This window comes from Pseudomonas sp. EggHat1, from assembly GCF_014892995.1.
Lineage (GTDB): Bacteria > Pseudomonadota > Gammaproteobacteria > Pseudomonadales > Pseudomonadaceae > Aquipseudomonas > Aquipseudomonas chaetocerotis.
In genome coordinates, this window is the sequence record NZ_JACKQK010000003.1 from 355,083 (window position 1) to 377,920 (window position 22,838).

The following is a 22,838-nucleotide window of genomic DNA, read 5'->3' on the forward strand; positions in this document are numbered from 1 at the left end:
AAATTCCCTATATCCCTTTTTCCAGAAACGAGAAACCACAATGAAAGCGCAAATTCTCAAATCCTTTGGCGGCCCGAACGCGTTCGAACTGAGCGAAGTGGCCAAACCCGTACCGCAGGCAGGCCAAGTGTTGGTGCGGGTTCACGCAACCTCCATCAACCCGCTGGATTACCAGGTGCGTCGGGGTGACTACGTCGACTACGTGCCCCTTCCCGCCATTACCGGACATGACGTATCCGGTGTCGTCGAAGCCGTCGGCGCGGGCGTGACGAGCTTCGTGCCAGGCGACGAAGTCTGGTACACCACGCAGATTTTCGAAGGTGACGGCAGTTATGCCGAGTACCACGTTGCATCCGAAAGCATCATCGGCAAGAAGCCGGCATCGCTGAGCCACCTCGAGGCGGCAAGCTTGACGCTGGTGGGCGGGACAGTCTGGGAAGCACTGGTCGGGCGTGTATCGCTGCGTGTCGGGGAAAGCATTCTGATCCACGGCGGCGCCGGTGGCGTCGGCCACGTGGCGATCCAGGTGGCAAAAGCCATTGGCGCCCGGGTATTCACCACCGTGCGTGAAGCGAACTTCGAGTTCGCCCGGGGGCTGGGTGCCGACGTGGTCATCGACTACGAACAAGAGGATTACGTTGACGCCATCCTGCGGGAAACCGATGGCCAAGGCGTGGATGTGATCTTCGACACCATCGGCGGCGACACCCTGACCCGCAGCCCCGACGCGCTCGCCCAGCTCGGCCGTGTGGTTTCGATCGTGGATATCGCCAAGCCGCAGAACCTCATTCAGGCCTGGGGCAAGAACGCCAGCTACCACTTCGTCTTCACCCGCCAGAACCGCGGCAAGCTCGATGAACTGAAGGCATTGGTCGAGCGCGGCCAACTGCGCCCCCATATTGGCGCGGTCTATTCGCTCGCTGACATTTCAAGCGCGCACGCGCTGCTGGAGACGCCCAACAACGGTCTTCGCGGGAAAGTCGCGATTGCCGTCGAGCCCTCGCTCGCCCCATAAGTACACAGGTTCAACGACCAAACTGACTTCAGAGGAATACCGCAATGATTTATGAAATCGCAGTGCTGCCTGTTCACAGTGCACAGACCGAACAGTTCAAACAGGCATTTGCCGACGTGGTTCACTTGCTCCAGCGCGCCAAAGGCTACCACGGCCATATGTTCGCGCAGGGAATCGAAAGTCCCGAGACGTTCAACCTGATCGTGCGCTGGGCTTCACTTGAGGACCACGCGCCGGGTTTCGAAGCGAGTGACGACCATCAGACGTTCATGCTGGGCCTGGAGGAATATTTTTCGGAAGAGCCGACGGTCTACCACATTCAGGCCATCGCCAGCGATATTGCGCTGCCAACCGTATAAGGAAACCCTGAAAAAGCCGTCATTCCCGCGTAGGCGGGAATCCAGAACCTACGGATTTCCTGGGCTCCCGCATTCGCGGGAGTGACGATAACTGGCTTTTTCAGAACATCCTTAAGCCTGCCGCTCTGTTGCCACCACTATTCAGTAGTCACTCGTTGATCTCACAGCGCTGAAATACAAGGCTGTCAGATCAACTTACCTGAACACCATTCCGTAGTTTTCTCCGAGAGTGAGCGGGCAATCCCGCTCAACTTTCCCGGAGGCACTCGGCCTCCATTTAGCGTCTTCGGAGTTCAACAATGATCAGCAAAAATGCAAAAAACCTGGCAAATATTTTCATTACCAGCTCTGTCTTACTTCTATCCGGTAACGCACTCGCTGAAAGCCCGGTTACCACTTACAAGTATGGATTGAAACTTGATGTAGCCAAGGTGCTATCCATATCAAAGCCGAAAACCCATACCTGCAAGCCTGTCGATCACCTGATGAAATACATGGACTCGGCTGGAAAGATCCAGACTCTGAAGTTCAAGGCCCTCTCTGATGCATGCAGCAAAGGGCACTGACATAACGCAGTGACGCCAGGGATGGCAATGGGCGATAAGAACGCGGATCTGCGTACAGCGTGTCGAACAACGCCCGTGCGACCATGCCCCACTCATTATTGGCAATCGCTCGCAATACTGGCATATAGCCGTAAAAGCCGCGTTATCATGCCCGCGCCAGCGTTCGGCATGACGACAAGGAGCAGTAGATGAGCGATTCGCGCCAGGCGGCTTTTGCCCGGGAATGCGACCTGATCATGAAAGGTGGCATCACCAGCGGCATCGTCTACCCGCTGGCCATCACCGAGATCGCCAAGGCGTTTCGCCTGCGCAGCATCGGCGGCACCAGTGCAGGCGCCATCGCTGCAGCAGCAGCTGCCGCTGCCGAACTTGGCCGCCAGCGCTATCAGCAAGGTGAGTTGAGCAGCGACCCGGCCGGCTTCGCGACCATCGAACGACTGCCCCAGCACCTCTGCATGCCCGCCGCGAATGGCCATGGCACCAAACTGCTGGCGTTGTTCAAGCCTGCCCCGGCAGTGCGCGCCCTGTTCGATACCTTCATCGCCCTCCTCGAGGTCAAGGGCAAAGGCCCCTGGACGCGGTTGTTCGCGCCACTGAAGGTCATGCTCATGCGCCACAAGCTCAGCGCCCTGGTCGGCGCCCTGCTGGCAGGCGGGCCGCTGTGGTGGAGCGCGGCCAGCAGCGCCAGCGTGCTGGTTTGGCTCTGGGTCTTGCTGTTCGCCACGCTGGGTGGCGTGCTCGCGGTGGTCCTGCGCCTGGCCCTGGTGGCATTGCGTGAACTGCCAGCCAGCGGTTTCGGCCTGTGCAGCGGCATGCCAGAGGCCGATGACGACGCCCCGGATGAAGCCCTGACCACCTGGCTGACCCAGTACTTCGATCAGCTCAGCGGCCAGCGCGACTACTGCGCCGCTCAGGCCGATGCCATCGAGTGCGAGCGGCCATTGACCTTCGGCGACCTGCGTCGCCATGGCATCGATCTGCAGGTGATGACCACCTGCCTGAGCATGGCGCGGCCTTTCCGCCTGCCCTTTCGTGACGACGAGCAGGTGCGCGAGAACAACCAGTTCCACTTCCGCCAGGAGGAGTTCGCGCGGCTATTCCCCCACCGCGTGATGGCCTGGATGGGCGCTCACCAGCGCCCTGGCGATGATCGCGGCGACGGGTATCTGCGCCTGCCACTGCCCGATGACCTGCCGGTGATCGTCGCCGTGCGCATGAGCCTGAGCTTTCCCCTGCTGCTCAGCGCCGTCCCACTGTACGCCGTGGACTACCGCACGAGCGGGAAGAAGCTGGAGCGCTGCTGGTTCACCGATGGCGGCATCAGTTCCAACTTTCCCATCCACTTCTTCGATGCCGCGCTGCCCAGGCGCCCCACCTTCGGCCTCGACCTGGGGCCGACCGACGGCGCCGACGAACAACGCGTGCGCTTCCCGCGTAACAACGGCGATGCGCGGCTTGCCTACTGGCGCCGCTTCCCCCAGACGGGTCTGCCAGCCCTGCGCGGTTTCCTTGCCCAGCTCAGCAACGTCGCCAAGGACTGGAACCACGAAACCCTCTCGCTGATGCCCGGCTTTCGCGACCGTATCGGCCTGATCCAGCTGACCCGCGAAGAAGGCGGCCTCAACCTGACCATGCCCACCGAGCGCATCGAGCGACTGACCCGCTACGGACGCGAAGCCGGCCAGCAGTTCGTCCTGCGTTTCGGCGACCCACAGCACTGGCAGCCAGGCGCCCAGGCCTCGCCGATGAACTGGGAAAATCACCAGATCATTCGTCTGCGCCTGCAACTGGCCAGCGTCGCCGAACAACTGCAGAGCCTGGAAAGAGCCTGCCGCGAACTGCACGGCACAGAGCAGGACTACCAGCGCTTCTTCAGCACCGATGCCAAGCGCTACAGCTATCCCTTCAAAGGTCTCAGCGACCTGGAGCAGGACCCGGATACCGGTCTGTACCGCACCCAGGCCGGCCTGGCCCAGGCCATGCTTGGCAAGCTGCGGGAGATCGCCCAGATGATCGAACAGCACCCGGACAGCCACCCCGCCAAGGGCGCTCCCAAACCCACGCCCGAACTCAAACTGCGGCCGCGTCTGTAGGGCGCTGGCCGTCTTTGAACCCGGGCAACAAAAAGCCTCCGGCAAAAACAACGCCGAGTCGGCTCAGCCGGCTCGGCGTACGTGTAACCCGTTGGCACAGGCTCATTAGCCTGATCGACGGTGGGCATTTGGGCGCTATGCACCCGTAATCGTGGCCTCTCGGTGCGCGCGGCGCACCCTACCCGGTGACAGCGCTCAGCAGAGGGGCCGGCTCAGAAAGCCGGCAGCACCGCGCCGTCATAGCGTTTCTCGATGAAGGCCTTCACCTGCGGGCTGGTCAGCGCGGCGGAGAGCTTCTTGATCGCCTCGCTGTCCTGGTTGTCCGGGCGCGCCACCAGGTAGTTGACGTAAGGCGAGTCGCTGCCTTCGATCGCCAATGCATCGCGCTTGGGATTGAGCTTGGCCTCCAGCGCATAGTTGGTGTTGATCAGCGCCAGGTCGACCTGATTCAGCACGCGCGGCACGGTGGCCGCCTCCAGCTCGCGGAACTTGAAGTTGCGCGGGTTATCGACGATGTCACGCGGCAGCGCCTGGGCGCTGTTGGGGTCCTTGAGGGTCAGCAGGCCAGCCTTCTGCAACAGCAGCAGCGCACGGCCGGTGGTGCTGACTTCGTTGGGAATGGCGATGACAGCGCCGTTCGGCAATTCATCGAGGGATTTGTACTTGGCCGAATAGGCGCCGAAGGGCTCGACGTGCACGCCCTGCACGATCACCAGTTCGGTACCGCGCTGGGCATTGAAGGTGTCCAGGTACGGCTTGGTCTGGAAGTAGTTGGCATCCAGATTCTTCTGGCTGACCTGCAGGTTGGGTTGCACGTAGTCGGTGAAGACCTTGATATCCAGATCCACGCCTTGCTTGGCCAGCTCGGGCTTGATCAGTTCGAGGATTTCGGCGTGCGGCACCGGCGTGGCGGCCACGCTCAGCTTTTCGCCCGCCTGGGCCAGGGAGGCAGTCAGGGCAGCGGCCAGGGCAGTCAGCAGCAGGGTCTTGTTCATGATGTCCTTGTTCTCGGTCTATGGCACCGGCTGGATCGACAGCCCGGCACGTTTGGCAGGCACCCGGCGGATAGGCCGGGCTGGGCGCAACAGTACGGAGAAAGGTTTATGCCATAAAATAACTATTAATTATTTTCTTATGCCAAAAATAATCTTCCTCTTCTGCTTGTGAGCCCAGCCTGCTCCCGCCTAGAGTGAAAAGCCTTCGCTCCCTGGAGGCTCCCATGCTCACCGCCGCCCTCGCCCGCTTCCCCCGCCTGCAACTGATCCCTCAGGCCACCGCCCTGCAGCACCTGCCACGCCTGTCCCAGCACCTGGGCCGCGATATCTGGATCAAACGCGACGACCTCACCCCATTGGCGCTCGGTGGCAACAAGGCACGCAAGCTCGAATACCTCGCTGCCGATGCACAGGCCAAGGGGGCCGATGTGCTGGTCACGGCCGGCGCCATCCAGTCCAACCACGTGCGGCAGACCGCAGCGGTCGCCGCCCAGCTCGGCCTGAGCTGCCTGGCCCTGCTGGAAAACCCCATCGACAGCCAGAGCGACGACTACCTGGGCAACGGCAATCGCCTGCTGCTGGACCTGTTCGGCGCCGAGGTGGAAAACGTCGCCAGCCTGGACAACGCCGATCAGTTGCTGGAGGCCGCCTGCCAACGCCTCGGTGCAGCCGGTCGCCGGCCATACCTGGTGCCCATCGGTGGCTCCAATGCCCTGGGCGCACTCGGCTACGTGCGTGGCGGCCTGGAGCTGGCCGAGCAGATCGCCGCCAGCGGCCAGGACTTCGCCGCCGTGGTGCTGGCCTCCGGCAGCGCCGGCACGCATGCCGGGCTGGCCCTGGCGCTGGAAAGCGCGCGCCCCGGCACACGCGTGATCGGCGTCACCGTTTCGCGCAGTGAGGCGGCACAAAAGCCCAAGGTCGAAGGTCTACTCCAGCGCACCGCTGAACTGCTGGAGGTTGAAGTGCCGCACGGACTGAACCTGGAGCTATGGGACGCCTATTTCGCCCCGCGTTACGGCGAAGCCAACGCCGCCTGCCTGGAGGCCATCAGCCTGCTGGCGCGCCTGGAAGCGATCCTGCTCGACCCGGTCTACACTGGCAAAGCCTTCGCCGGACTGCTCGATGGCCTCAAGCGTGGCGCCTTCCCTGGCAATGGACCGCTGCTGTTCCTGCACACGGGCGGCTCGCCGGCCCTCTTCGCCTACAAACAAAAATGAATATATGAATAATTTTTAATTATTTAGAAGCATAAGAATTTCCACCTAGAGTGGCGCCACCTTCCCACTTGCATGAGGTCACCATGACATTCTCAACCCTGCGTCGCCGTTTCCTCTTCGCCAGCCTGGCCCTCATGCTGGGCGCCAGCCTCAGCGCACCGAGCTTCGCCGCCGAGCTGCTCGATGACATCAAGGCCCGCGGCGCCATCAAGGTCGGCCTGGAGGGCACCTACCCGCCCTTCAACTACCAGGATGCCAACGGCAAGCTGACCGGCTTCGAAGTGGAGCTGGCCGAAGCGCTGGCCAGGGAACTGGGCGTCAAGGCCGAGTTCCAGCCAACCAAGTGGGACGGCATCCTCGCCGCGCTGGAGTCCAAGCGCCTGGATGTGGTGATCAACCAGGTGACCATCTCCGACGAGCGCAAGAAGAAGTACGACTTCTCCACCCCCTACACCGTCTCCGGCATCCAGGCGCTGACCCGCAAGGCCGATGGCGACAGCATCAAGAGCGCCCAGGACCTGGCCGGCAAGAAGGTCGGCGTAGGCCTTGGCACCAACTACGAACAGTGGCTGAAAGACAACGTGCCGCAAGCCGACATCCGCACCTACGATGACGACCCGACCAAGTTCCAGGACCTCAACGTCGGCCGCATCGACGTGATCCTGGTGGATCGCCTGGCCGCCTTCGAAATGGTCGAGAAAACCGGTGGCCGCCTGGCCGTGGCCGGTGACGCCTTCTCCCGCCAGGAGGCTGGCATCGCCATGCGCAAGGGCAACCCTGCCCTGCTCGCCGCCATCGACCAGGCGCTGGCCAAGCTGAGTGCCGACGGCACCCTCAAGCAACTCTCCGAGAAATGGTTCAAGGCTGACGTCACCCGATGATCGAGTCCGCCCTGCAGCTGGCTCTGGAGTCCGCGCCCTTTCTGCTCAAGGGCGCCTACTACACGGTCGTACTCAGCCTGGGCGGCATGTTCTTCGGCCTGCTGCTGGGCTTCGCCCTCGCCGTCGGACGCCTGTACGGGCCAGCCCCACTGCGCTGGCTCACCCGCCTCTACGTCTCCTTCTTTCGTGGCACGCCGCTGCTGGTGCAGCTGTTCCTGATCTACTACGGCCTGCCGCAACTGGGCATTCAGCTCGATCCGTTGCCCGCAGCGCTGATCGGCTTCTCGCTGAACATGGCCGCCTACACCTCGGAGATTCTCCGCGCTGCCATCGCCTCCATCGACCGTGGCCAATGGGAAGCGGCCGCCAGCATCGGCATGAGCAAGACGCAGACGCTGTATCGGGCGATCCTGCCGCAGGCCGCGCGCACCGCCCTGCCGCCGCTGGGCAACAGCTTCATTTCCCTGGTCAAGGACACCGCCCTGGCCGCCACCATCCAGGTGCCGGAACTGTTCCGTCAGGCGCAGTTGATCACCGCGCGCACCTTCGAGATTTTCACCATGTACCTGGCGGCCGCGCTGATCTACTGGGCGCTGGCCAGCATCCTCGCGCACTTCCAGGCGCGCCTTGAGGCCAGGGTCAACCGGCACGAGCAGGACAACTGATGATTTCCGTGCGCAATCTGCGAAAAGCCTTCGGCAGCAACGAAGTACTCAAGGGCATCGACCTGGACGTGGCCGCCGGCGAAGTGGTCGCCATCATCGGCCCCAGCGGCTCGGGCAAGACCACCCTGCTGCGCTGCCTCAACCTGCTGGAGCAACCCAGCGCCGGGCAGATCACCGTGGGCGACATCCATATCGATGCGGATAAGCCGCTCAAGGGCCAGCAGAAGCTCATCCGCCAGTTGCGCCAGCAGGCCGGCTTCGTGTTCCAGAACTTCAACCTGTTCCCCCACCGCACGGCGCTGGAAAACGTCATCGAAGGCCCGGTGCAGGTGAAGAAGGAGCCGCGCGAGCAAGCGCTGGCCCATGCCCGCGCCCTGCTCGCCAAGGTGGGCCTGAGTGGCAAGGAAGACGCCTACCCCAAACGCCTCTCCGGCGGCCAGCAACAGCGCGTGGCCATCGCCCGTGCCCTGGCCATGCGCCCGCAGGTGATCCTCTTCGACGAACCCACCTCGGCCCTGGACCCCGAGTTGGTGGGCGAAGTGCTGACCACCATCCGTGATCTGGCCGAAGAAAAACGCACCATGGTCATCGTCACCCACGAAATGGCCTTCGCCCGCGACGTGGCAGACCGGGCGATCTTCATCGACCAGGGGCACATCGTCGAACAGGGCCCGGCCAAGACCCTGTTCACCGCGCCCCAGCACGAACGCACGCGGCAGTTTCTCAGCAAGTTTCTGCTCGACCGCTCGCTTTAGTCAGTCGCAGGCATGCGCCTTCACTGCTGTGCTTGCGATTCAATGGTGGGCACTGCGCCGCCCGCCGCGACGGGCAATGCATTGAGCAATTGCTGGGGCAAAGGCTGAGGCGAAAGCAGGAGCAAGCGAGATTTTTGGGCTGCTTGCACCAAGAAGCAGGCGTTCAAAAGTCTGTGAAACTTGATTTCGGAAGTGTGTCGTCTGGCATATCCTCACTCATCCCCCCGTAGCCACGACAGAGGAGGCTGCATGTCGGTTTCGTTACCATTCGAGCAAGTTGATGTTTTCTCCGAACAACCCTTCAAAGGTAACGCCGTTGCTGTCGTCATTGGTGCCGACGATCTGACCAGCCAACAAATGCGTGACTTTGCTGCCTGGACACAGCTTAGCGAGACAACCTTTCTGCTCAAGCCAAGCTCTCCCGATGCACATTACCGCGTACGAATTTTCACCCCGCTACGAGAGCTGCCCTTTGCCGGGCATCCAACACTGGGAAGCTGTCATGTATGGCTAAATCAAAGTATCGGCAATGTCGATGAAGAGATTGTCCAGGAGTGCTCGGCAGGCCTGATCCGTATTCGGCGAGATGGGGCTTGTCTGGCGTTTGCAGCGCCCCCCTTGGTACGGAGCGGAGTGGTAGAAGACGCTACGCTGCGGCAGATAGAAAGTGGGTTGGGGCTGACCTCTGATCGCATCCTTGCCAGTCAGTGGGTCGATAACGGGCCTGGCTGGGTTGCCGTACTGTTGGCTTCGCGTGATGAGGTTTTGGCGATTCGTCCGGACTACACGACACTAAATGGACTCAATGTAGGCGTGGTCGCGCCTTGGCAAGGTCCTCATGCGGACGCAGATGTCGAGGTGCGCGCCTTTATGGGTGAAGAGTGGAATGAAGACCCTGTTACCGGAAGTCTCAATGCGAGCCTGGCGCAATGGCTAAGTTCTACTGGGGTCATGCCTGACCACTACACGGCGAGCCAAGGCACTGTATTGGGTCGTCGAGGCCGGATAAAAATTGAGAAGCTCGGAAGTGATATCTGGGTCGGAGGTGAAGTTCAACCGGGTGTGTCAGGGCGGGTAACGTTCTAACTACCACGGCGTCATGTGTCCATTCCCCTTTACCTTGCCAGCTTAGGCCACTATCCGGTATTAGCCGATTCTATTGAATAAGTCCTGTCGCGATTTTTGCCAATGAAAATAGCGTTAGCGACGTTGAAACCTGAGTCACTCAAAAGACGGAGCTGTCTTGGTGTTTACGTGGCAACGCCAGAGTTGAGCGATTTTTGAGCTGCCAAGAAGCGGCTCTTTCAGAGGCCGACTTTTTCAACAGAATCGGCCGGAAGCGGACAGCGGACCAGTAAATAAATCTGTCACCTTATCTGCTCGTCCCCTTATCTGCTCAGCTTTCGAATCATGGCTTGAACGGATCGATCCAGCCAGGCCGAAGTCCCGCCTCGTATTCTTGGCGTACATATTCGAGTGACTCTGCGCATCCCATTTCCGCCTCGATAGCACCTATGCATCTCCAGCAATCCCCGCCGGTATTACCCGATAGCGGATCTTCCGGATTATCGAGTAGGCATGCGCAGATCGTGCAGTGTTGCGCCTTTTTGCTGTTCGTCATAATAAGCTTCCGAAACGCCCATCATAGCCTCTCGCACGCTACTCCGAGGGGCAGCAATCGGCCAGGAGCTGCCTTTCGGAGCGGCCAGGATCATGGATGAGCAACGCCTCTAATATCCAACAAACCAACTACGTTGGGCATCCGGCCAGCACCCAAGCACACACCCATTTATCCGTATGAGTTAAGGATGGATTCTGCTTAATAAATTTTAGATATTTCTCGGCTTCATCCTTTGACAATATATTGAGCGCATGAATGTAGGCTCTCCTGTCCCACGATGCCGACGTCAAAACTTTCTGTTTCGCCTCTTTTGCCCATGCGATATTTCCTTCCAGTAATGCAGCTGCGGCCGCGCTGGCAGGTGTACCTTGATAAACATAACGTCGAATGTTTTGATCGGTTAGAAACTGTGCTTCACGGGTAAAAAGCCACTCCATCCAAACCCTCATGCTTCGGTTGCTGATTCTGTTGGCTTGGCATAGATTCGATAGTAGCGGCAAAATCTCTTTAATTCCTGCTGCTGGTAAGGAAGCCAAGTAAAGACAAACATCATTGATTACGGGCTTGTAAAACTCTATATCCTCTAGTATGGATTTCGCTATCTCAGCTACTTGTCCATGCTTAGCCCTTCTAATGATGGCTCTCAAAACAGCGAGATCTACATAGCCAAAGTTACGAACCCTAAAAAGGGCATCTAACAATGATGCTCCTAGATCTTCGCCATCATCATCTTCGTCGTCGCTTCCCTCGCAATACCGCCCATACTCATCATATTCCTGGAAGTCTTCGTACTCACTTTCCTGTTCCGATTCGTATGTGCCATATTGGTTTCCAGCCTCAATTTCATTCAGAATATCAAGCTTATCCATTTGATACTGGTTTTGAAGCTCTTCTTGAAGAAACTGAGCGGACGATCTAATGGAGGTTTTCTCCGAAACTAGGCCAAGCCTGTGTTGGTCGTGGAGATAAACCACAAGATCTTCAAGAATATCTGAAAGCTGCTCTTCCGAATCCGAAAATATACGAATGTCGTCTACATAGCGAACATGCTCTACGTGATGATTTGATATGAATTGGTCAACATCAAGCAGAATAGCTTCCGCCAAAATTATTGAAGCCGCAGGCCCTACCGGTATGCCTTGAGATGCTTTGTTATTCAATCGAGATAAGAAGCTCTCAATCTCCCTGCCTGCGCCAGCGGGTGCTCCGACCGAGTCGATTACGTTTCCTACTCGATGGAGATATATTTGATTATAGAAATCACTAATATCTGTAGAAAGTACATATTCATAAACTCCACCTAGCCTCTCGCAGCTCTCTCTGTATGCTGGGAACCCAGATCCTCTCGAGAAATAACTATTTTCGTCAACTTCAATTCGGTACGAGCATGCAATAGATGGCAGCATCCGCGACGCTTCGATTTCTTCGGCCACCAAATAAATCAGAGCGGTATATATTATTGAGTCTAATGGTTCAAGCTGATGAACAATTCGGTATCCTCCGCGAGCCTTAGCCCAGGGAAGAACTCTCGGATTGCTAGTGTGCGCTCCAGCTAATGGTGCGGCGAGAAGATAGCTTTTAACCTCGGCCCAAGAGTTCCACAACGCATGAAACTCAAAAGGCTTTGGGTAAAAGTCAGTATCATAAAAAGCTGTTATATGATTTCGAGCAAATTCTAGAGACGCATCGGTCAAAACCATAGCCACCCCCCTAAGTTAGTATTAGTTTCCATTCCGCCCCTCCGTTACAGCTGCGATCTGGCTGCACACACAGCACTAAGAGCTTAGCACCAGCCGATGAGTAGCAGGCAAACACGTGGCGGAGGTCATTTGGTAGGTTATGGCTCTTCCGCGAAAGCACTTGGCGATAGCTACTACCACGGCAGGGAATACGACTCTAGGAATAGGATAATCCGCTTCTGGCTGGAGGCTTCCATAGATCGAGCGTCCGGCTTTCCCTGTCGCGACAGTCTGTGATGGCCCAGCTGCTGCCGGTCACAACGGGTTGCTGCCGTCCAAAAGTGGACGTCGGCTCTCCGTCCACGCAGAACGCCTCAGGCAAGCTGCTGGTAGATCACCTAGAATTCTCTTCTATGCTTACGATTGACGGCACCTAAAACTACAGCTGCTCTCGCCAGCATCGTCTGATTACCTGTAGCTAGGTATATGAAATTTTGATTTTTCCAGCAGCCGATGGGCACCAAAGGGAATTGCAATGCACAATACATACAATATCTATAAAGTTAAGCACGACAAGCTGGATCAGCTCCTAGCCAAACTAGGCACTGTAGGTTTGACGGAGCAAAAAACACTGCAACCCAACAAATACTCAATGACTTTCTATTACTCCGAGAATATAAGAGGGAATGAGATTTGGTGGTGGCAAGTCTATAGAGAGTTTTTCAATGATGGCGTAAACGAGCCCAGAAACATTTTTCATTTCGGGATATTGCTCTGCCGCAACAGCGAAAAACCAGAAGAAATATACGCAGTCAGCCTGGGTAAATCCCACTTTTATCTTTCCAAATTTACCCACTCTGATTTCGGCATTCAGCTGGCCGTGCGTATGGCCGATGAAAACACTATCCTTCTGAAGAAAAGCCGGTATTTCGCCGAAACCAAAAGACAGGACGTATCGTCTTACCAGCGCTTTCAGCTCGGTAGCTACGAACCTGGCGAGTCTGTAGACCACCTGAAGTTGAAGGCTTCCAATAAGGAAGTTTGGGGTGACCGAAATATAATATTTGCTGACTCCATCCAAATGGATATGGATAGAAGCCCCATCGATTTAGCCATCATCTTTGACCAAATCGAAGCCAGTATTACGGAGCAGGAGATAATTCACCTACCCAAGCTTGAACCCATAGCGGTCGAGTTGGTGGATGAGCTCGATAGACTGCTTCTTGCCTCCATCAAAGACATGCAAGGCAACGTACAAATTGAAGAGTTTTATGTTCATGGCGTAGCCATCTGCTTTAGCTTCCATGACTACGACTACCGTCTATCTTGCAAAAAGCCTGGCCAAACTGGCTCCTATCGTAAAGACATCGGCAACACACTCGAAGTCACTAATATCAGCGATTTCCTCAGCGACCACCAAGACATTACCGACATCAACGAAGTTCGTATCCAGTTCAGAAATGATGACCAAGGTGCCTTCACCAAAGATTTGAAAGAGCTCTTAGATCTAGCTATTGACCACGGTGGCTACCAGTATTTTTTGAAAGGCGGCGAATGGTATAAGTTCAACCAAACCTTTATGGATTACCTGAAACGCTCGCTTAACGGCATCGACACTGAGTTAAGAGATGCGCTGAATGAGGCAGACTATCAGCAGTGGAAGGCTGACAAAGAGCGCATGATAGAAGCCGGCGAGCATGCTGAAGACAACTTAACCTACCGAGAGTCATATTTCAATAAGAGACAATGCACTGAGAGTGGGTTTACTCTCTTGGATAGACAGTTGACACAAATTCAGTCCTTGGAGCAAGGGAAGAAAAAATACAAGATTGAGATTGCAGATCTATTCAAGGATGGAGAGATAATCTCAGTCAAAATCTCGGAAGCCAACCATCAGCTAATATACAATATTGAACAATCTAAAGACTCTGTAGAGCTCATAAAGCGAAGAGTCATTCAGTTCGAAGAAGAGCTATCCACCGCCGCACTCTGGTTTGTGTTTGAGGATGATATACAAAGAATTACGCAAATCAATTCTATTCAGTTCCTGTTAGCCATCGAGTCTTGGCAGAAGCTGATTAAAAATTTCAACCTCAAGCCTAAGATTTACATCTCGAAGCATAATAAATGAGTTTGGAATGCCGGGTGCAACGTCTCCGGGGCAAACCAGTTCTACGACTCAATTAGCTTTCGGTAATCTCTTGTCTCCCCAATGCCCGCTTTTGGCCGATAGCAACCCTTACCCTTGCCCTCCCCCCGCCCCCCGCGCTACAGTCCGACCTGTCACGGTAAATCCCGTGACCGGGTGTGAGAACCCGAATTTCGTCCAAGGCGCGGAAGCGCCATAGCAGTGTAGCCGGCGCTTTTTTTGTGCCCGGTTACCGCATTTCTATGGCGGGCCGTGTGAGGCAGGCCTCGGCCTGGCCGGTTCCCTTGGACGCCGGTTTCTCACCCTTGCACGGTCCGCCTCCATAGCTCGTGAGAAGGCTGGGAAGCGGCTCCTTAATCTGTCCAAGGAGCATAAGGAAAATGCACTATCCCCCTTTTACCCAAGGGCTCCGCCCTGGGCTGCTGGCTGCCGTGTCGACTTCCGTTGTGGAGGTGCCGCATGACCACGTCTGAATCCGTCGTTATCCCCTTCCCTTCGCCACGCAATCCGTTGCACAGCGCTGTCGCGAACGAATACCCCTTGCAGGCCGAAGCCGAATATCGCGCGGCCTTGCTGGCCATGCTGTTGCGGCGCCTGCCGGAGCCGGAGCTGGCGAATACCGCCAGCGCACTGCTGAGGGAGTTGGTCGTGCTTTACCGCCGGGCCATCGCCCAGGCAGCCGGGAGGGCCGAGCATGACTGAGCTGCCACGACACCTCACCCACCTGCCCGGCCATGACGGGCAACCAGCAGCGGACTTCGGCTGGAGCGAAGATTGCCAGGCCAGCTTCGGCCACGGCGTGCAGACCGCGCAGGCCTGGCTGGACGACGCCAACAGCGGCTGGCTCTGGGCCAACCTGTTGCTGGAGCGCCAGCTGTTCCCGTCGGGTGCGCAGCGCCATGCCTTCGAGCTGGGCTTTCTCAGCCGCATCCACCAGCGTTTGTGCTCGCCGCTGGGTGGCAAGCATGGGGCAACGCGTACGGAGCTCAAGCTGTAGCCAGGTTGCGCGGCACTGTGCGACAGCTTGCGGTTGCTCGCACAGGCGCCAGCCGCTTCATGATCGTTCCCACGCTCTGCGTGGGAATGCAGCCCTCGACGCTCCAGCGTCCGCCACGGACAGTTGCGCGCTGTGCTGTGACGCAGAGCGTCACGGGCTTGCTCCCACGCCGGAGCGTGGGAGCCATCAACACTGTAACGACTCAGTCCGCCTTTTCATGATCGTTCCCACGCTCTGCGTGGGAATGCAGCCCTCGACGCTCCAGCGTCCACCACGGGCAGTTGCGCGCTGTGCTGTGACGCAGAGCATCACGGGCTTGCTCCCACGCCGGAGCATGGGAGCCATCAACGCGAAGCTTGCCCACCTTGCTTCCCCCCGAAGACGCAGCCCTCCTGCTCCCTCACCTCGTTCAACTTGTTGCGCGTGCTCATCCTGCCGCCTGCGATACCGGCGACCCCATGTTCCAGAACATGGGTGAGTATTCTCCAGGCGGGCTCATCGTCTTCGAAGATTCTGATCATGTTGCCTCCGTGCCTTTCAATACCCGAACCCAGCCCATGACATTCATCACCAATCGGTGACGGATAATCACCCGCTGCTCGAGCGCTTCCAACGCTGCGGCTCATCGAATGCGACGCGGCTCACGCCGAGCCAACGCGGTCAGGCAGTATTCGCTGCCATTCGCTATCCTGCTCGCGGCTCGGGGGACCCGAGGCCAGTTCAATCAATCAGGGAGCGTCGATGTGGCAAGGAAGCGCCAGCAGCAAGCAGCGTTGTTTTCAATCCCGGCAATGGCCGCTCTGCTACTCACCCTGCAGGGCTGCGCGGCTTTCCTGCACTTTCCGCAAAACGTCCCCGCGTTCAACGATGACTTCAGATTATTTCACGGCGAGCAGTATCGCCCCCTGCAATGGCAGGCGTTCACCGGCATGCCGAGCTTCGGCGATATCACGGTGCAGTTGCCTGCCGGGATGTCACTGGGGCAACACTCCCCTGGCTCTCCTCCGGTAAAGCTTCTTTACCGGAAGAATCGCGCTGCCGGCCTGATGGGCACGCAATGGCGACAACTCCATGTGTATGGCGTGCCGGACAACAAGACCATGCGTTTCCCGGTACCGCGCCTGGATGGCTATCATCCCCAAACCCTGGTTTTTTGGGTGCGCGATGCCCGTGCCGATGCCAGCGCCAACAGCATGCGCGTTCTGTTCAGGCTTGCCGAAACCGAGGTCATCGACCCCAACGATCCGGATCGGCACGTGGCGTTCTGGAGAGATCACAATGATCAGTGTTTCGCACGCGGCCGAGTGCAGACCATCGAGTCCACATTAGACAAGGACGACAGCTACCCACTGCAGTTCGACAGCACCTTGCGTGGCCTGTGCGTGTTTCACCCAACCTCAGGCGACGGCGTCGTGGCGACCGATACGCCCAGCTGGCACCTGCGCTCGAACGTACGGGTGGAACTTCCGAAGCACTACCAGAACCCCAGGTACCGCAGCCAGTGGCAACCGTATCCGCAGCAGGAGAACGCCCAATGATCCTGATCCGCCATGTTCGAGTGCTGGTCTGGCTGTCATGCGTGCTGAGCGGTTCGGCACTTGCCCATGCCAAGCCCGTGAGCGTCTATGCAGGCACCATCGGCAATGAGCCTGTCGAGTTGGTGCTGATCCACGACCATCAGCGCGACGCGATCTCGGGCCACCTGTTCGACCAGGGCACCGGCCGTTATCTGACGCTTGAGGAAACACCGCACGAGGAAGGCGACAAGCTGCTGATCAATCTCATGACCAATCCACGCATGCCGGGCGCCGCCCTGCTGCTGCCGGGTTTGCAAACCGCCCAGGGCAATCTCGAGGGCCAACATCTCGATTTGCAGAGCCGTCATGTGCAGGCGCTCGAACTGAAAAGGGTTGGCTACTTCCCCACTGATGTACGTGAGTCATACGACGGCGTCCTGCTGCAGCCATACGCGGATGGCGACTTCGTGTTCCGCGTTCACGCCCGTCGTGCCTCTGGCGTACATGGAGGGCAGGTTTTCCGAATAGACGTCACCCGGCGCGATGGCTCGCCGGTACAGGTGCTGGAAGATCTTGATCTTGTGTTCTTCGGCAGCGAAACGCTGCACTTCGCCGATTTCGACGGCGACGGCATCATCGATTTCCGGGTAACCCCGCGGCTGCGTCGCCAAAGCGACAATGCACTGGTCAGTGGCAATTTCCGTTATTACCTGTATCGGCACGATCAGGGAGGCTATCGACGTCATACCGCGCTGGAGGCATTGGGCGCGCAAGGGCCGCTGAGAGTTGCTCCCAATGGCGTGATCAGCCTCCGCCCGGACAAGGGCGTCGACTACCGCGCAGGCACCATCGAATGGCAGCACTACCGCTTCACCGCAGCCGATACGCTCGAGCTGGAGCGTACGAGCCAGGAACACTTCTAACGACAAGGAGCGTCGCCATGCAATCCTCCCTACTCCCTGCGGCATTGATCGCTATCGTGCTCGCCGCGACCAGTACCCAATCGCTGGCCTCGCATGCCATCTATCAGGGCAGCATCGGCAAAAGCCCGGTGACGCTGGTGATCGAGCACACCAATGGCGTGACCCGCGGCATTTATTCATATGACCGCTACCGCACGCCAATCAGGCTGAAGCCGACATTTCTCAATACCTCCATGCGAAAGGCCATGGACGAGCTTGATCCCGAGGGGCTTCCAGTTGCACGGCTGCACTTCAACACCACCAACTTTTACCCGAATACACCCCTTATCAGCGGCACCTGGACCGACTACCGCAGTGGCCGTTCGCTGCCCCTGACACTCAAGCCACAGGGGTTTCTCGAGGATTTCCTGCGTGATGAACATTCAGGAACGCAAACCCATTCGCTGCTACAGGCGGAGTCCAGCGAGCGCTTCTACTTCCAGATCCCGATGATGCTGTCCTACGACGCGATTGGTGCGATCGAGGTGATGGACAAGGCTACCGGCAAACGGGTGCAGGTCCTTGCCCTCTCCCTCCCGAACATCTGCAACCGCGGGATCAATACCGTCCGTGTCGAGCAGCAAGACGAACACCTGCACGTGCATGTCGACAAACGCCAACACTGTGCCGGCGCGTCGTTCAAGTGGGATGAGGCCGAACGTCGATTCATACGGCTTTGAGGGCGCTCACTCGATACAAGACCGAGTCTCTCATCGTAGCCCTCACCGTCAGGCAGCAGATCAGCAGCGCCATTGCTGTAGTTACAGGCCCCAAGTGATACCATTGCGCGCTTCGACGTCGCCCTGAGCAGCACCAGGCCCCGGCGCCACGATGCCCGACACTCCCCCCATGCCTCACCAGCCTATCGGCTCGTCTGCCGGCAGGGGCGTAGCGTTCACTCATATGCGCAGGTTCGTCTTCCTCGGTTCGGGCCGGGCTGAAAGGCTCGAAAGCGGTATCACCCTTTAAACAGCGCACCTCAAGTTACTGATAGGTAAGTCCTTTGATTTCCACCGCTAACATCACCATGCAGTTCGGCGCCAAGCCGCTGTTCGAGAACGTTTCCGTCAAGTTCAACAACGGCAACCGCTACGGCCTGATTGGCGCCAACGGCTGCGGCAAGTCGACCTTCATGAAAATTCTTGGCGGCGACCTCGAGCCTTCCGGCGGCCAGGTGATGCTCGAGCCGAACGTGCGCCTGGGCAAGCTGCGCCAGGATCAGTTCGCCTACGAAGAATTCAACGTGATCGACACCGTGATCATGGGCCACGAGGAGCTGTGGAAGGTCAAGGCCGAGCGCGACCGCATCTACTCGCTGCCGGAAATGAGCGAAGAAGATGGCATGAAGGTTGGCGAACTCGAAGGTGAGTTCGCCGAGATGGACGGCTACACCGCCGAATCGCGCGCGGGCGAGCTGCTGCTGGGCCTGGGCATTCCGCTCGAGCAGCATTTTGGCCCGATGAGCGAAGTCGCCCCCGGCTGGAAGCTGCGCGTGCTGCTGGCACAGGCGCTGTTCTCCGACCCGGATGTGCTGCTGCTCGACGAGCCGACCAACCACCTGGATATCAACACCATCCGCTGGCTGGAAACGATCCTCACGGCGCGCAACAGCACCATGATCATCATTTCCCACGACCGTCACTTCCTCAACTCGGTCTGCACCCACATGGCTGACCTGGATTACGGCGAGCTGCGCCTGTTCCCGGGCAACTACGACGAGTACATGACTGCCGCGACCCAGTCGCGCGAGCAGTTGCTGGCCGACAACGCCAAGAAGAAAGCGCAGATTTCCGAGCTGCAGAGCTTCGTCAGCCGTTTCTCGGCCAACGCCTCGAAAGCCAAGCAGGCCACCAGCCGCGCCAAGCAGATCGACAAGATTCAGCTGGCCGAGGTCAAGCCGTCGAGCCGCGTCAGCCCGTTCATTCGCTTCGAGCAGACCAAGAAACTGCACCGCCAGGCCGTGACCATCGAGAAGGTATCCAAGGCCTTCGACGACAAGGTGCTGTTCAAGAACTTCAGCTTCACCGTCGAAGCCGGCGAGCGCGTGGCGATCATCGGCCCCAACGGTATCGGCAAGACCACCCTGCTGCGCACCCTGGTCGGCGAAATGACCCCGGATGCCGGTTCGGTGAAATGGACGGAGAGCGCCGAGGTTGGCTACTACGCCCAGGATCACGCCCACGATTTCGAAGATGACGTGACCCTGTTCGACTGGATGGGCCAGTGGACGACCGGTGAGCAGGTGATCCGCGGCACCCTCGGGCGCATGCTGTTCTCCAACGACGAAATCCTCAAGTCGGTGAAGGTCATCTCCGGTGGTGAGCAAGGCCGCATGCTGTTCGGCAAGCTGATCCTGCAGAAGCCCAACGTGCTGGTGATGGACGAACCGACCAACCACCTGGACATGGAATCGATCGAAGCGCTCAACCTGGCGCTGGAGAACTACCCGGGCACGCTGATCTTCGTCAGCCATGACCGCGAGTTCGTTGGCTCCCTGGCCACACGCATCATCGAACTGTCGGACAACGGCGTGACCGACTTCAGCGGCACCTACGACGACTACCTGCGCAGCCAGGGAATCATCGTCTGACCACACGCTACAGAAACAACAAAGCCCGCTTTCGCGGGCTTTGTTGTTTCAGCGCTCTGCTCAGGCAGTGGCGAACAGCTCGGAGATACGCTGCGCTGCACCTTTCATGGCTTCGGCGCGCGGCTCTTCGCCGTAGGCCAGGCCTTCGGCGCGAACGATCTCGATATCGTCGATGCCGACGAAGTTCAGCATGCGCACCAGATAGTCCTCATGCGCCTGGCCAGACGGCTGGCCGGCATGAATGCCACCGGCGCTGGAGGCGATCACCACGGTCTTGCCGCCAGCCAGCCCTACCGGGCCGTTCTCGGTGTATTTGAAGCTCTTGCCGGCGACAGCGATGCGGTCGATCCAGGCCTTCAGTTGGCTGGGAATGGCGAAGTTGTACATCGGCGCACCGATGACGATGGCATCGGCAGCAAGAAACTCTTCGAGGGTGCGTTCGGCCAACTCGGCCTCGTGCTTCTGCGCGGCGTCACGCAGCTCGGCCGGGGTGCCGGCGGCTACCAGGGTGGCAGCGGAAAAGTGGCTCAGCGCATCGCTGGCCAGGTCGCGGTAGGTCACCTGAGCATCTGCAGTGACAGCGCTCCAGGCCTCGACCACAGAGCGGCTGAGCTGACGGGAAGCGGAAGCATCGCCGAGGATGCTGGAATCGAGGTGCAGTAGTTTCATGGGTGCTCTCCAGAGTGCTATGCGACGTGGTGACGCAATTGCGGGGAGGCTACCGATGGAACCAATAGCCGATAAGACGGCAAAAATGCGATAGTTCGTCCCACTGATAGGACGATGACATGCATGACCTCAATGATCTGTTCTACTTCGCCAAGGTAGTGGAAGCCGGTGGTTTCGCCGCTGCCGGGCGCGCACTGGGCATTCCCAAGTCGCGCCTGTCGCGGCGTATCGCCGAGCTGGAGCAGCGCCTGGGCGCGCGTTTGCTGCAACGCTCGACACGCAAGCTGGCGCTGACCGATATCGGCGAACGCTACCTGCGCCATTGCCAGGCGATGTTGCTGGAGGCCGAACAGGCCGAGGAAACCGTGACCAACCTGACCAGCGAGCCGCGTGGTCGGGTGCGCTTCTCCACCCCACCGGGCGTGGCCCTGCTGCCTGATCTGATCAATGAGTTTCTGACGCGCTACCCCAGGGTGCAGTTGGAGGTGGTGCAGACCAGCCGACGCATCGATCTGCTCAACGAGGCTGTGGACGTCGCCCTGCGCGTGCGTAACGCTGATGACGAAGAACCGGGCCTGATCACTCGTCGCCTGCTACCCGCGCGCGCGCTGGTGGTGGCGCGCCCGGATCTGATAACCGGGCTACGCCTGGAGCAGCCTGAAGATCTGCAGCAGTTGCCAGCGCTGGGCGCCATCGGAGCCGACCGGCGCATTCATCTGCGCTTTCATCACAACACGACGCAGGAGGCTCGCGAGATCGCCCTGGAGGCGCGCCTGGCCATCGACGACTTTCCCATGCGCAAGTCGGCGGCACTGGCCGGGGTGGGCATCACGCTGCTGCCCACCACCTACTGCCACGAGGAATTGGCCGACGGCCGCCTGGTGTCATTGCTGCCGCACTGGACGGTGCCGGAGGGCTATGTCCAGTTGGCCTACAGCCACAGGCGCGGTATGTCGCCGGCTGTCCGCGCCTGGATCGAGTTGCTGAGCGAGGCATTCAGTCGCTGGAGCTTCCCGCTCTGACTCAGATGCGGAACTGACGCACCAATGCCCCGAGGCGATCACCAAGGCCAGCCAGGCTGCGAGCAGTCTGTGCGCCACGCTCGGTTTCGTCGGCGACGCTGTCCACGGCAACGGCGATCTGATGCACGCTGCGATTGATCTCCTCGGCCACTGCGGTCTGCTCCTCGGCGGCGCTGGCGATCTGCGCGTTCATCGCGTTGATGGTGGCAATCAGCCGAGCAATGGCGTCGAGCGATTCGCCGGCCTTGTTGGCCTGCTCGCTGGTCAGCTCACCGGCATCACTGGAGCGGCGCATCGAGGTCACTGACTGCTGCGTGCCCTGCTGCAGACGATCGATCATGCCCTGGATTTCCTGGGTGCTCTGCTGAGTGCGACTGGCCAGCGCACGCACTTCATCGGCAACCACGGCAAAACCACGCCCCGCCTCACCGGCACGGGCGGCTTCGATAGCGGCGTTGAGCGCCAGCAGGTTGGTCTGCTCAGCGATGGAGCGGATCACGTCGAGCACGCTGACGATGGACAGTACGTCCTGCTGCAGGCTGTCGAGCGATACGCCGCTGCTGCGGATGTCCTCGACCAGCGAGTGAATACGCTGGATGCTGCCATCGACCACGCTTTTGGCGGCCTGCCCTTCGCGGTCGGTCTGCTGCGCGGCTTCGGCGGCGTTCTGCGCGCTCTTGGCGACTTCATGGGCGGCGGCGGACATTTCATTGATCGCCGTAGCCACCTGATCGGTTTCATGGCGCTGCTGCCCCATGGCCTGCTCGGAGCGCTGCGCCTGTTCCGATACCTGACCCACCAGCTCGGTGAGCTGCCCGGTCATTTCGACGATCTGCCGCACCAGGCCATGCACCTTCTCGACAAAACGGTTGAAGGACCCTGCCAGCTGGCCCAACTCGTCCTGACTGGTAACGGGCAGACGGCGGGTCAGATCACCCTCGCCTGCGGCGATATCGTCGAGGTTGGCCTTGATCTGCTGCAGCGGGCGCAGGAAGGCGTTGCCCAACCAGACCCCAATCACGCCGAACACCAGCAGGAGGATAGCCGCCACCACCATGATGCTGGTGATGATGGTGCCGATGCGGC

At 59.1% G+C, this 22,838-nt stretch carries 20 protein-coding genes and 1 pseudogene; 17 read left to right on the plus strand and 4 right to left on the minus strand.

What is annotated here, in order from left to right; all coding sequences use genetic code 11:
- The first annotated feature begins 40 nt into the window (after window positions 1-40).
- From INS93_RS08125 to INS93_RS08140, 4 genes are all read left to right on the plus strand, one after another.
- Window positions 41-1,015 (plus strand): zinc-dependent alcohol dehydrogenase family protein, encoded by a 975-nt coding sequence (locus INS93_RS08125; RefSeq protein WP_192980969.1) that lies wholly within the window; start codon window positions 41-43, stop codon window positions 1,013-1,015.
- 44 nt (window positions 1,016-1,059) lie between these two features.
- Window positions 1,060-1,374, plus strand: a complete 315-nt coding sequence (locus INS93_RS08130) for an antibiotic biosynthesis monooxygenase family protein (RefSeq protein ID WP_192980970.1) — start codon at window positions 1,060-1,062, stop codon at window positions 1,372-1,374.
- 299 nt (window positions 1,375-1,673) lie between these two features.
- Window positions 1,674-1,940, plus strand: coding sequence for a DUF2790 domain-containing protein (locus INS93_RS08135; protein ID WP_192980971.1), 267 nt, complete (start codon window positions 1,674-1,676; stop codon window positions 1,938-1,940).
- A 188-nt stretch (window positions 1,941-2,128) separates the two neighbouring features.
- Window positions 2,129-4,033, plus strand: a complete 1,905-nt coding sequence (locus tag INS93_RS08140) for a patatin-like phospholipase family protein (RefSeq protein ID WP_192980972.1) — start codon at window positions 2,129-2,131, stop codon at window positions 4,031-4,033.
- 212 nt (window positions 4,034-4,245) lie between these two features.
- On the opposite strand, the gene INS93_RS08145 is transcribed toward INS93_RS08140, so the two are convergent.
- On the minus strand, window positions 4,246-5,028 hold the full coding sequence (locus INS93_RS08145; RefSeq protein ID WP_192980973.1) for a MetQ/NlpA family ABC transporter substrate-binding protein: 783 nt from the start codon (window positions 5,026-5,028) through the stop codon (window positions 4,246-4,248).
- Window positions 5,029-5,252: 224 nt separating this feature from the next.
- Between INS93_RS08145 and INS93_RS08150 the strand changes: the two genes are divergently transcribed.
- The 5 genes from INS93_RS08150 (at window position 5,253) to INS93_RS08170 (ending at window position 9,632) form a co-directional block, all read left to right on the plus strand.
- Window positions 5,253-6,245, plus strand: coding sequence for a D-cysteine desulfhydrase (locus INS93_RS08150; RefSeq protein ID WP_192980974.1), 993 nt, complete (start codon window positions 5,253-5,255; stop codon window positions 6,243-6,245).
- Between the two features lie 83 nt (window positions 6,246-6,328).
- Window positions 6,329-7,126, plus strand: coding sequence for a cystine ABC transporter substrate-binding protein (gene tcyJ / locus INS93_RS08155; protein ID WP_192980975.1), 798 nt, complete (start codon window positions 6,329-6,331; stop codon window positions 7,124-7,126).
- Window positions 7,123-7,791: a cystine ABC transporter permease gene (gene tcyL / locus INS93_RS08160; protein WP_045735909.1), complete on the plus strand. Its 669-nt coding sequence runs from the start codon at window positions 7,123-7,125 to the stop codon at window positions 7,789-7,791. Before tcyJ ends, tcyL begins: the two co-directional genes overlap by 4 nt.
- Complete coding sequence (gene tcyN / locus INS93_RS08165) at window positions 7,791-8,546, plus strand: L-cystine ABC transporter ATP-binding protein TcyN (protein WP_192980976.1); 756 nt, start codon at window positions 7,791-7,793, stop codon at window positions 8,544-8,546. Before tcyL ends, tcyN begins: the two co-directional genes overlap by 1 nt.
- 249 nt (window positions 8,547-8,795) lie before the next feature.
- Window positions 8,796-9,632 (plus strand): PhzF family phenazine biosynthesis protein, encoded by an 837-nt coding sequence (locus INS93_RS08170; protein WP_192980977.1) that lies wholly within the window; start codon window positions 8,796-8,798, stop codon window positions 9,630-9,632.
- A 663-nt stretch (window positions 9,633-10,295) separates the two neighbouring features.
- Here the strand turns inward: INS93_RS08170 and INS93_RS08175 are convergent.
- The gene (locus tag INS93_RS08175) at window positions 10,296-11,867 is read right to left on the minus strand and encodes an RNA-directed DNA polymerase (RefSeq protein ID WP_192980978.1); all 1,572 of its coding nucleotides are present in this window, start codon (window positions 11,865-11,867) and stop codon (window positions 10,296-10,298) included.
- A gap of 514 nt (window positions 11,868-12,381) precedes the next feature.
- On the opposite strand from INS93_RS08175, the gene INS93_RS08180 reads away from it, so the two are divergent.
- The 7 genes from INS93_RS08180 to INS93_RS08210 all read left to right on the plus strand — a co-directional run bounded on the left by INS93_RS08180 (window position 12,382) and on the right by INS93_RS08210 (window position 20,061).
- Window positions 12,382-13,977, plus strand: a complete 1,596-nt coding sequence (locus INS93_RS08180; RefSeq protein WP_192980979.1) for a DUF6119 family protein — start codon at window positions 12,382-12,384, stop codon at window positions 13,975-13,977.
- Window positions 13,978-14,454: 477 nt separating this feature from the next.
- Window positions 14,455-14,697: a hypothetical protein gene (locus INS93_RS08185; RefSeq protein WP_192980980.1), complete on the plus strand. Its 243-nt coding sequence runs from the start codon at window positions 14,455-14,457 to the stop codon at window positions 14,695-14,697.
- Window positions 14,690-14,992: a LasR-specific antiactivator QslA gene (locus INS93_RS08190; RefSeq protein WP_192980981.1), complete on the plus strand. Its 303-nt coding sequence runs from the start codon at window positions 14,690-14,692 to the stop codon at window positions 14,990-14,992. Before INS93_RS08185 ends, INS93_RS08190 begins: the two co-directional genes overlap by 8 nt.
- A 743-nt stretch (window positions 14,993-15,735) precedes the next feature.
- On the plus strand, window positions 15,736-16,530 hold the full coding sequence (locus tag INS93_RS08195) for a hypothetical protein (protein WP_192980982.1): 795 nt from the start codon (window positions 15,736-15,738) through the stop codon (window positions 16,528-16,530).
- Window positions 16,527-17,432, plus strand: a complete 906-nt coding sequence (locus tag INS93_RS08200; protein ID WP_192980983.1) for a hypothetical protein — start codon at window positions 16,527-16,529, stop codon at window positions 17,430-17,432. Before INS93_RS08195 ends, INS93_RS08200 begins: the two co-directional genes overlap by 4 nt.
- A 17-nt stretch (window positions 17,433-17,449) precedes the next feature.
- A complete protein-coding gene (locus INS93_RS08205; protein WP_192980984.1) occupies window positions 17,450-18,151 on the plus strand; it encodes a hypothetical protein in 702 nt (233 codons plus the stop codon).
- Window positions 18,152-18,474: 323 nt separating this feature from the next.
- A complete protein-coding gene (locus INS93_RS08210; protein ID WP_074677976.1) occupies window positions 18,475-20,061 on the plus strand; it encodes an ABC-F family ATPase in 1,587 nt (528 codons plus the stop codon).
- Window positions 20,062-20,121: 60 nt separating this feature from the next.
- On the opposite strand, the gene INS93_RS08215 is transcribed toward INS93_RS08210, so the two are convergent.
- The gene (locus INS93_RS08215) at window positions 20,122-20,730 is read right to left on the minus strand and encodes an FMN-dependent NADH-azoreductase (RefSeq protein WP_112211121.1); all 609 of its coding nucleotides are present in this window, start codon (window positions 20,728-20,730) and stop codon (window positions 20,122-20,124) included.
- A gap of 119 nt (window positions 20,731-20,849) precedes the next feature.
- Here INS93_RS08215 and INS93_RS08220 point away from each other — a divergent pair, with 119 nt between their 5' ends.
- On the plus strand, window positions 20,850-21,752 hold the full coding sequence (locus INS93_RS08220; RefSeq protein WP_192980985.1) for a LysR substrate-binding domain-containing protein: 903 nt from the start codon (window positions 20,850-20,852) through the stop codon (window positions 21,750-21,752).
- A gap of 1 nt (window position 21,753) precedes the next feature.
- Here INS93_RS08220 and INS93_RS25045 read toward each other — a convergent pair.
- Window positions 21,754-22,752 (minus strand): annotated as a pseudogene (locus INS93_RS25045) (methyl-accepting chemotaxis protein); the annotation flags it as partial.
- Window positions 22,753-22,838 lie beyond the last annotated feature (86 nt).

What these genes read in the sequence shown, in the direction of transcription:
- INS93_RS08125 (WP_192980969.1), top strand. Translation starts at nt 41, where the DNA reads ATGAAAGCGCAAATTCTCAAATCCTTTGGCGGCCCGAACGCGTTCGAA.
- INS93_RS08130 (WP_192980970.1), top strand. Translation starts at nt 1,060, where the DNA reads ATGATTTATGAAATCGCAGTGCTGCCTGTTCACAGTGCACAGACCGAA.
- INS93_RS08135 (WP_192980971.1), top strand. Translation starts at nt 1,674, where the DNA reads ATGATCAGCAAAAATGCAAAAAACCTGGCAAATATTTTCATTACCAGC.
- INS93_RS08140 (WP_192980972.1), top strand. Translation starts at nt 2,129, where the DNA reads ATGAGCGATTCGCGCCAGGCGGCTTTTGCCCGGGAATGCGACCTGATC.
- INS93_RS08145 (WP_192980973.1), bottom strand. Translation starts at nt 5,028, where the DNA reads ATGAACAAGACCCTGCTGCTGACTGCCCTGGCCGCTGCCCTGACTGCC.
- INS93_RS08150 (WP_192980974.1), top strand. Translation starts at nt 5,253, where the DNA reads ATGCTCACCGCCGCCCTCGCCCGCTTCCCCCGCCTGCAACTGATCCCT.
- tcyJ (WP_192980975.1), top strand. Translation starts at nt 6,329, where the DNA reads ATGACATTCTCAACCCTGCGTCGCCGTTTCCTCTTCGCCAGCCTGGCC.
- tcyL (WP_045735909.1), top strand. Translation starts at nt 7,123, where the DNA reads ATGATCGAGTCCGCCCTGCAGCTGGCTCTGGAGTCCGCGCCCTTTCTG.
- tcyN (WP_192980976.1), top strand. Translation starts at nt 7,791, where the DNA reads ATGATTTCCGTGCGCAATCTGCGAAAAGCCTTCGGCAGCAACGAAGTA.
- INS93_RS08170 (WP_192980977.1), top strand. Translation starts at nt 8,796, where the DNA reads ATGTCGGTTTCGTTACCATTCGAGCAAGTTGATGTTTTCTCCGAACAA.
- INS93_RS08175 (WP_192980978.1), bottom strand. Translation starts at nt 11,867, where the DNA reads ATGGTTTTGACCGATGCGTCTCTAGAATTTGCTCGAAATCATATAACA.
- INS93_RS08180 (WP_192980979.1), top strand. Translation starts at nt 12,382, where the DNA reads ATGCACAATACATACAATATCTATAAAGTTAAGCACGACAAGCTGGAT.
- INS93_RS08185 (WP_192980980.1), top strand. Translation starts at nt 14,455, where the DNA reads ATGACCACGTCTGAATCCGTCGTTATCCCCTTCCCTTCGCCACGCAAT.
- INS93_RS08190 (WP_192980981.1), top strand. Translation starts at nt 14,690, where the DNA reads ATGACTGAGCTGCCACGACACCTCACCCACCTGCCCGGCCATGACGGG.
- INS93_RS08200 (WP_192980983.1), top strand. Translation starts at nt 16,527, where the DNA reads ATGATCCTGATCCGCCATGTTCGAGTGCTGGTCTGGCTGTCATGCGTG.
- INS93_RS08205 (WP_192980984.1), top strand. Translation starts at nt 17,450, where the DNA reads ATGCAATCCTCCCTACTCCCTGCGGCATTGATCGCTATCGTGCTCGCC.
- INS93_RS08215 (WP_112211121.1), bottom strand. Translation starts at nt 20,730, where the DNA reads ATGAAACTACTGCACCTCGATTCCAGCATCCTCGGCGATGCTTCCGCT.
- INS93_RS08220 (WP_192980985.1), top strand. Translation starts at nt 20,850, where the DNA reads ATGCATGACCTCAATGATCTGTTCTACTTCGCCAAGGTAGTGGAAGCC.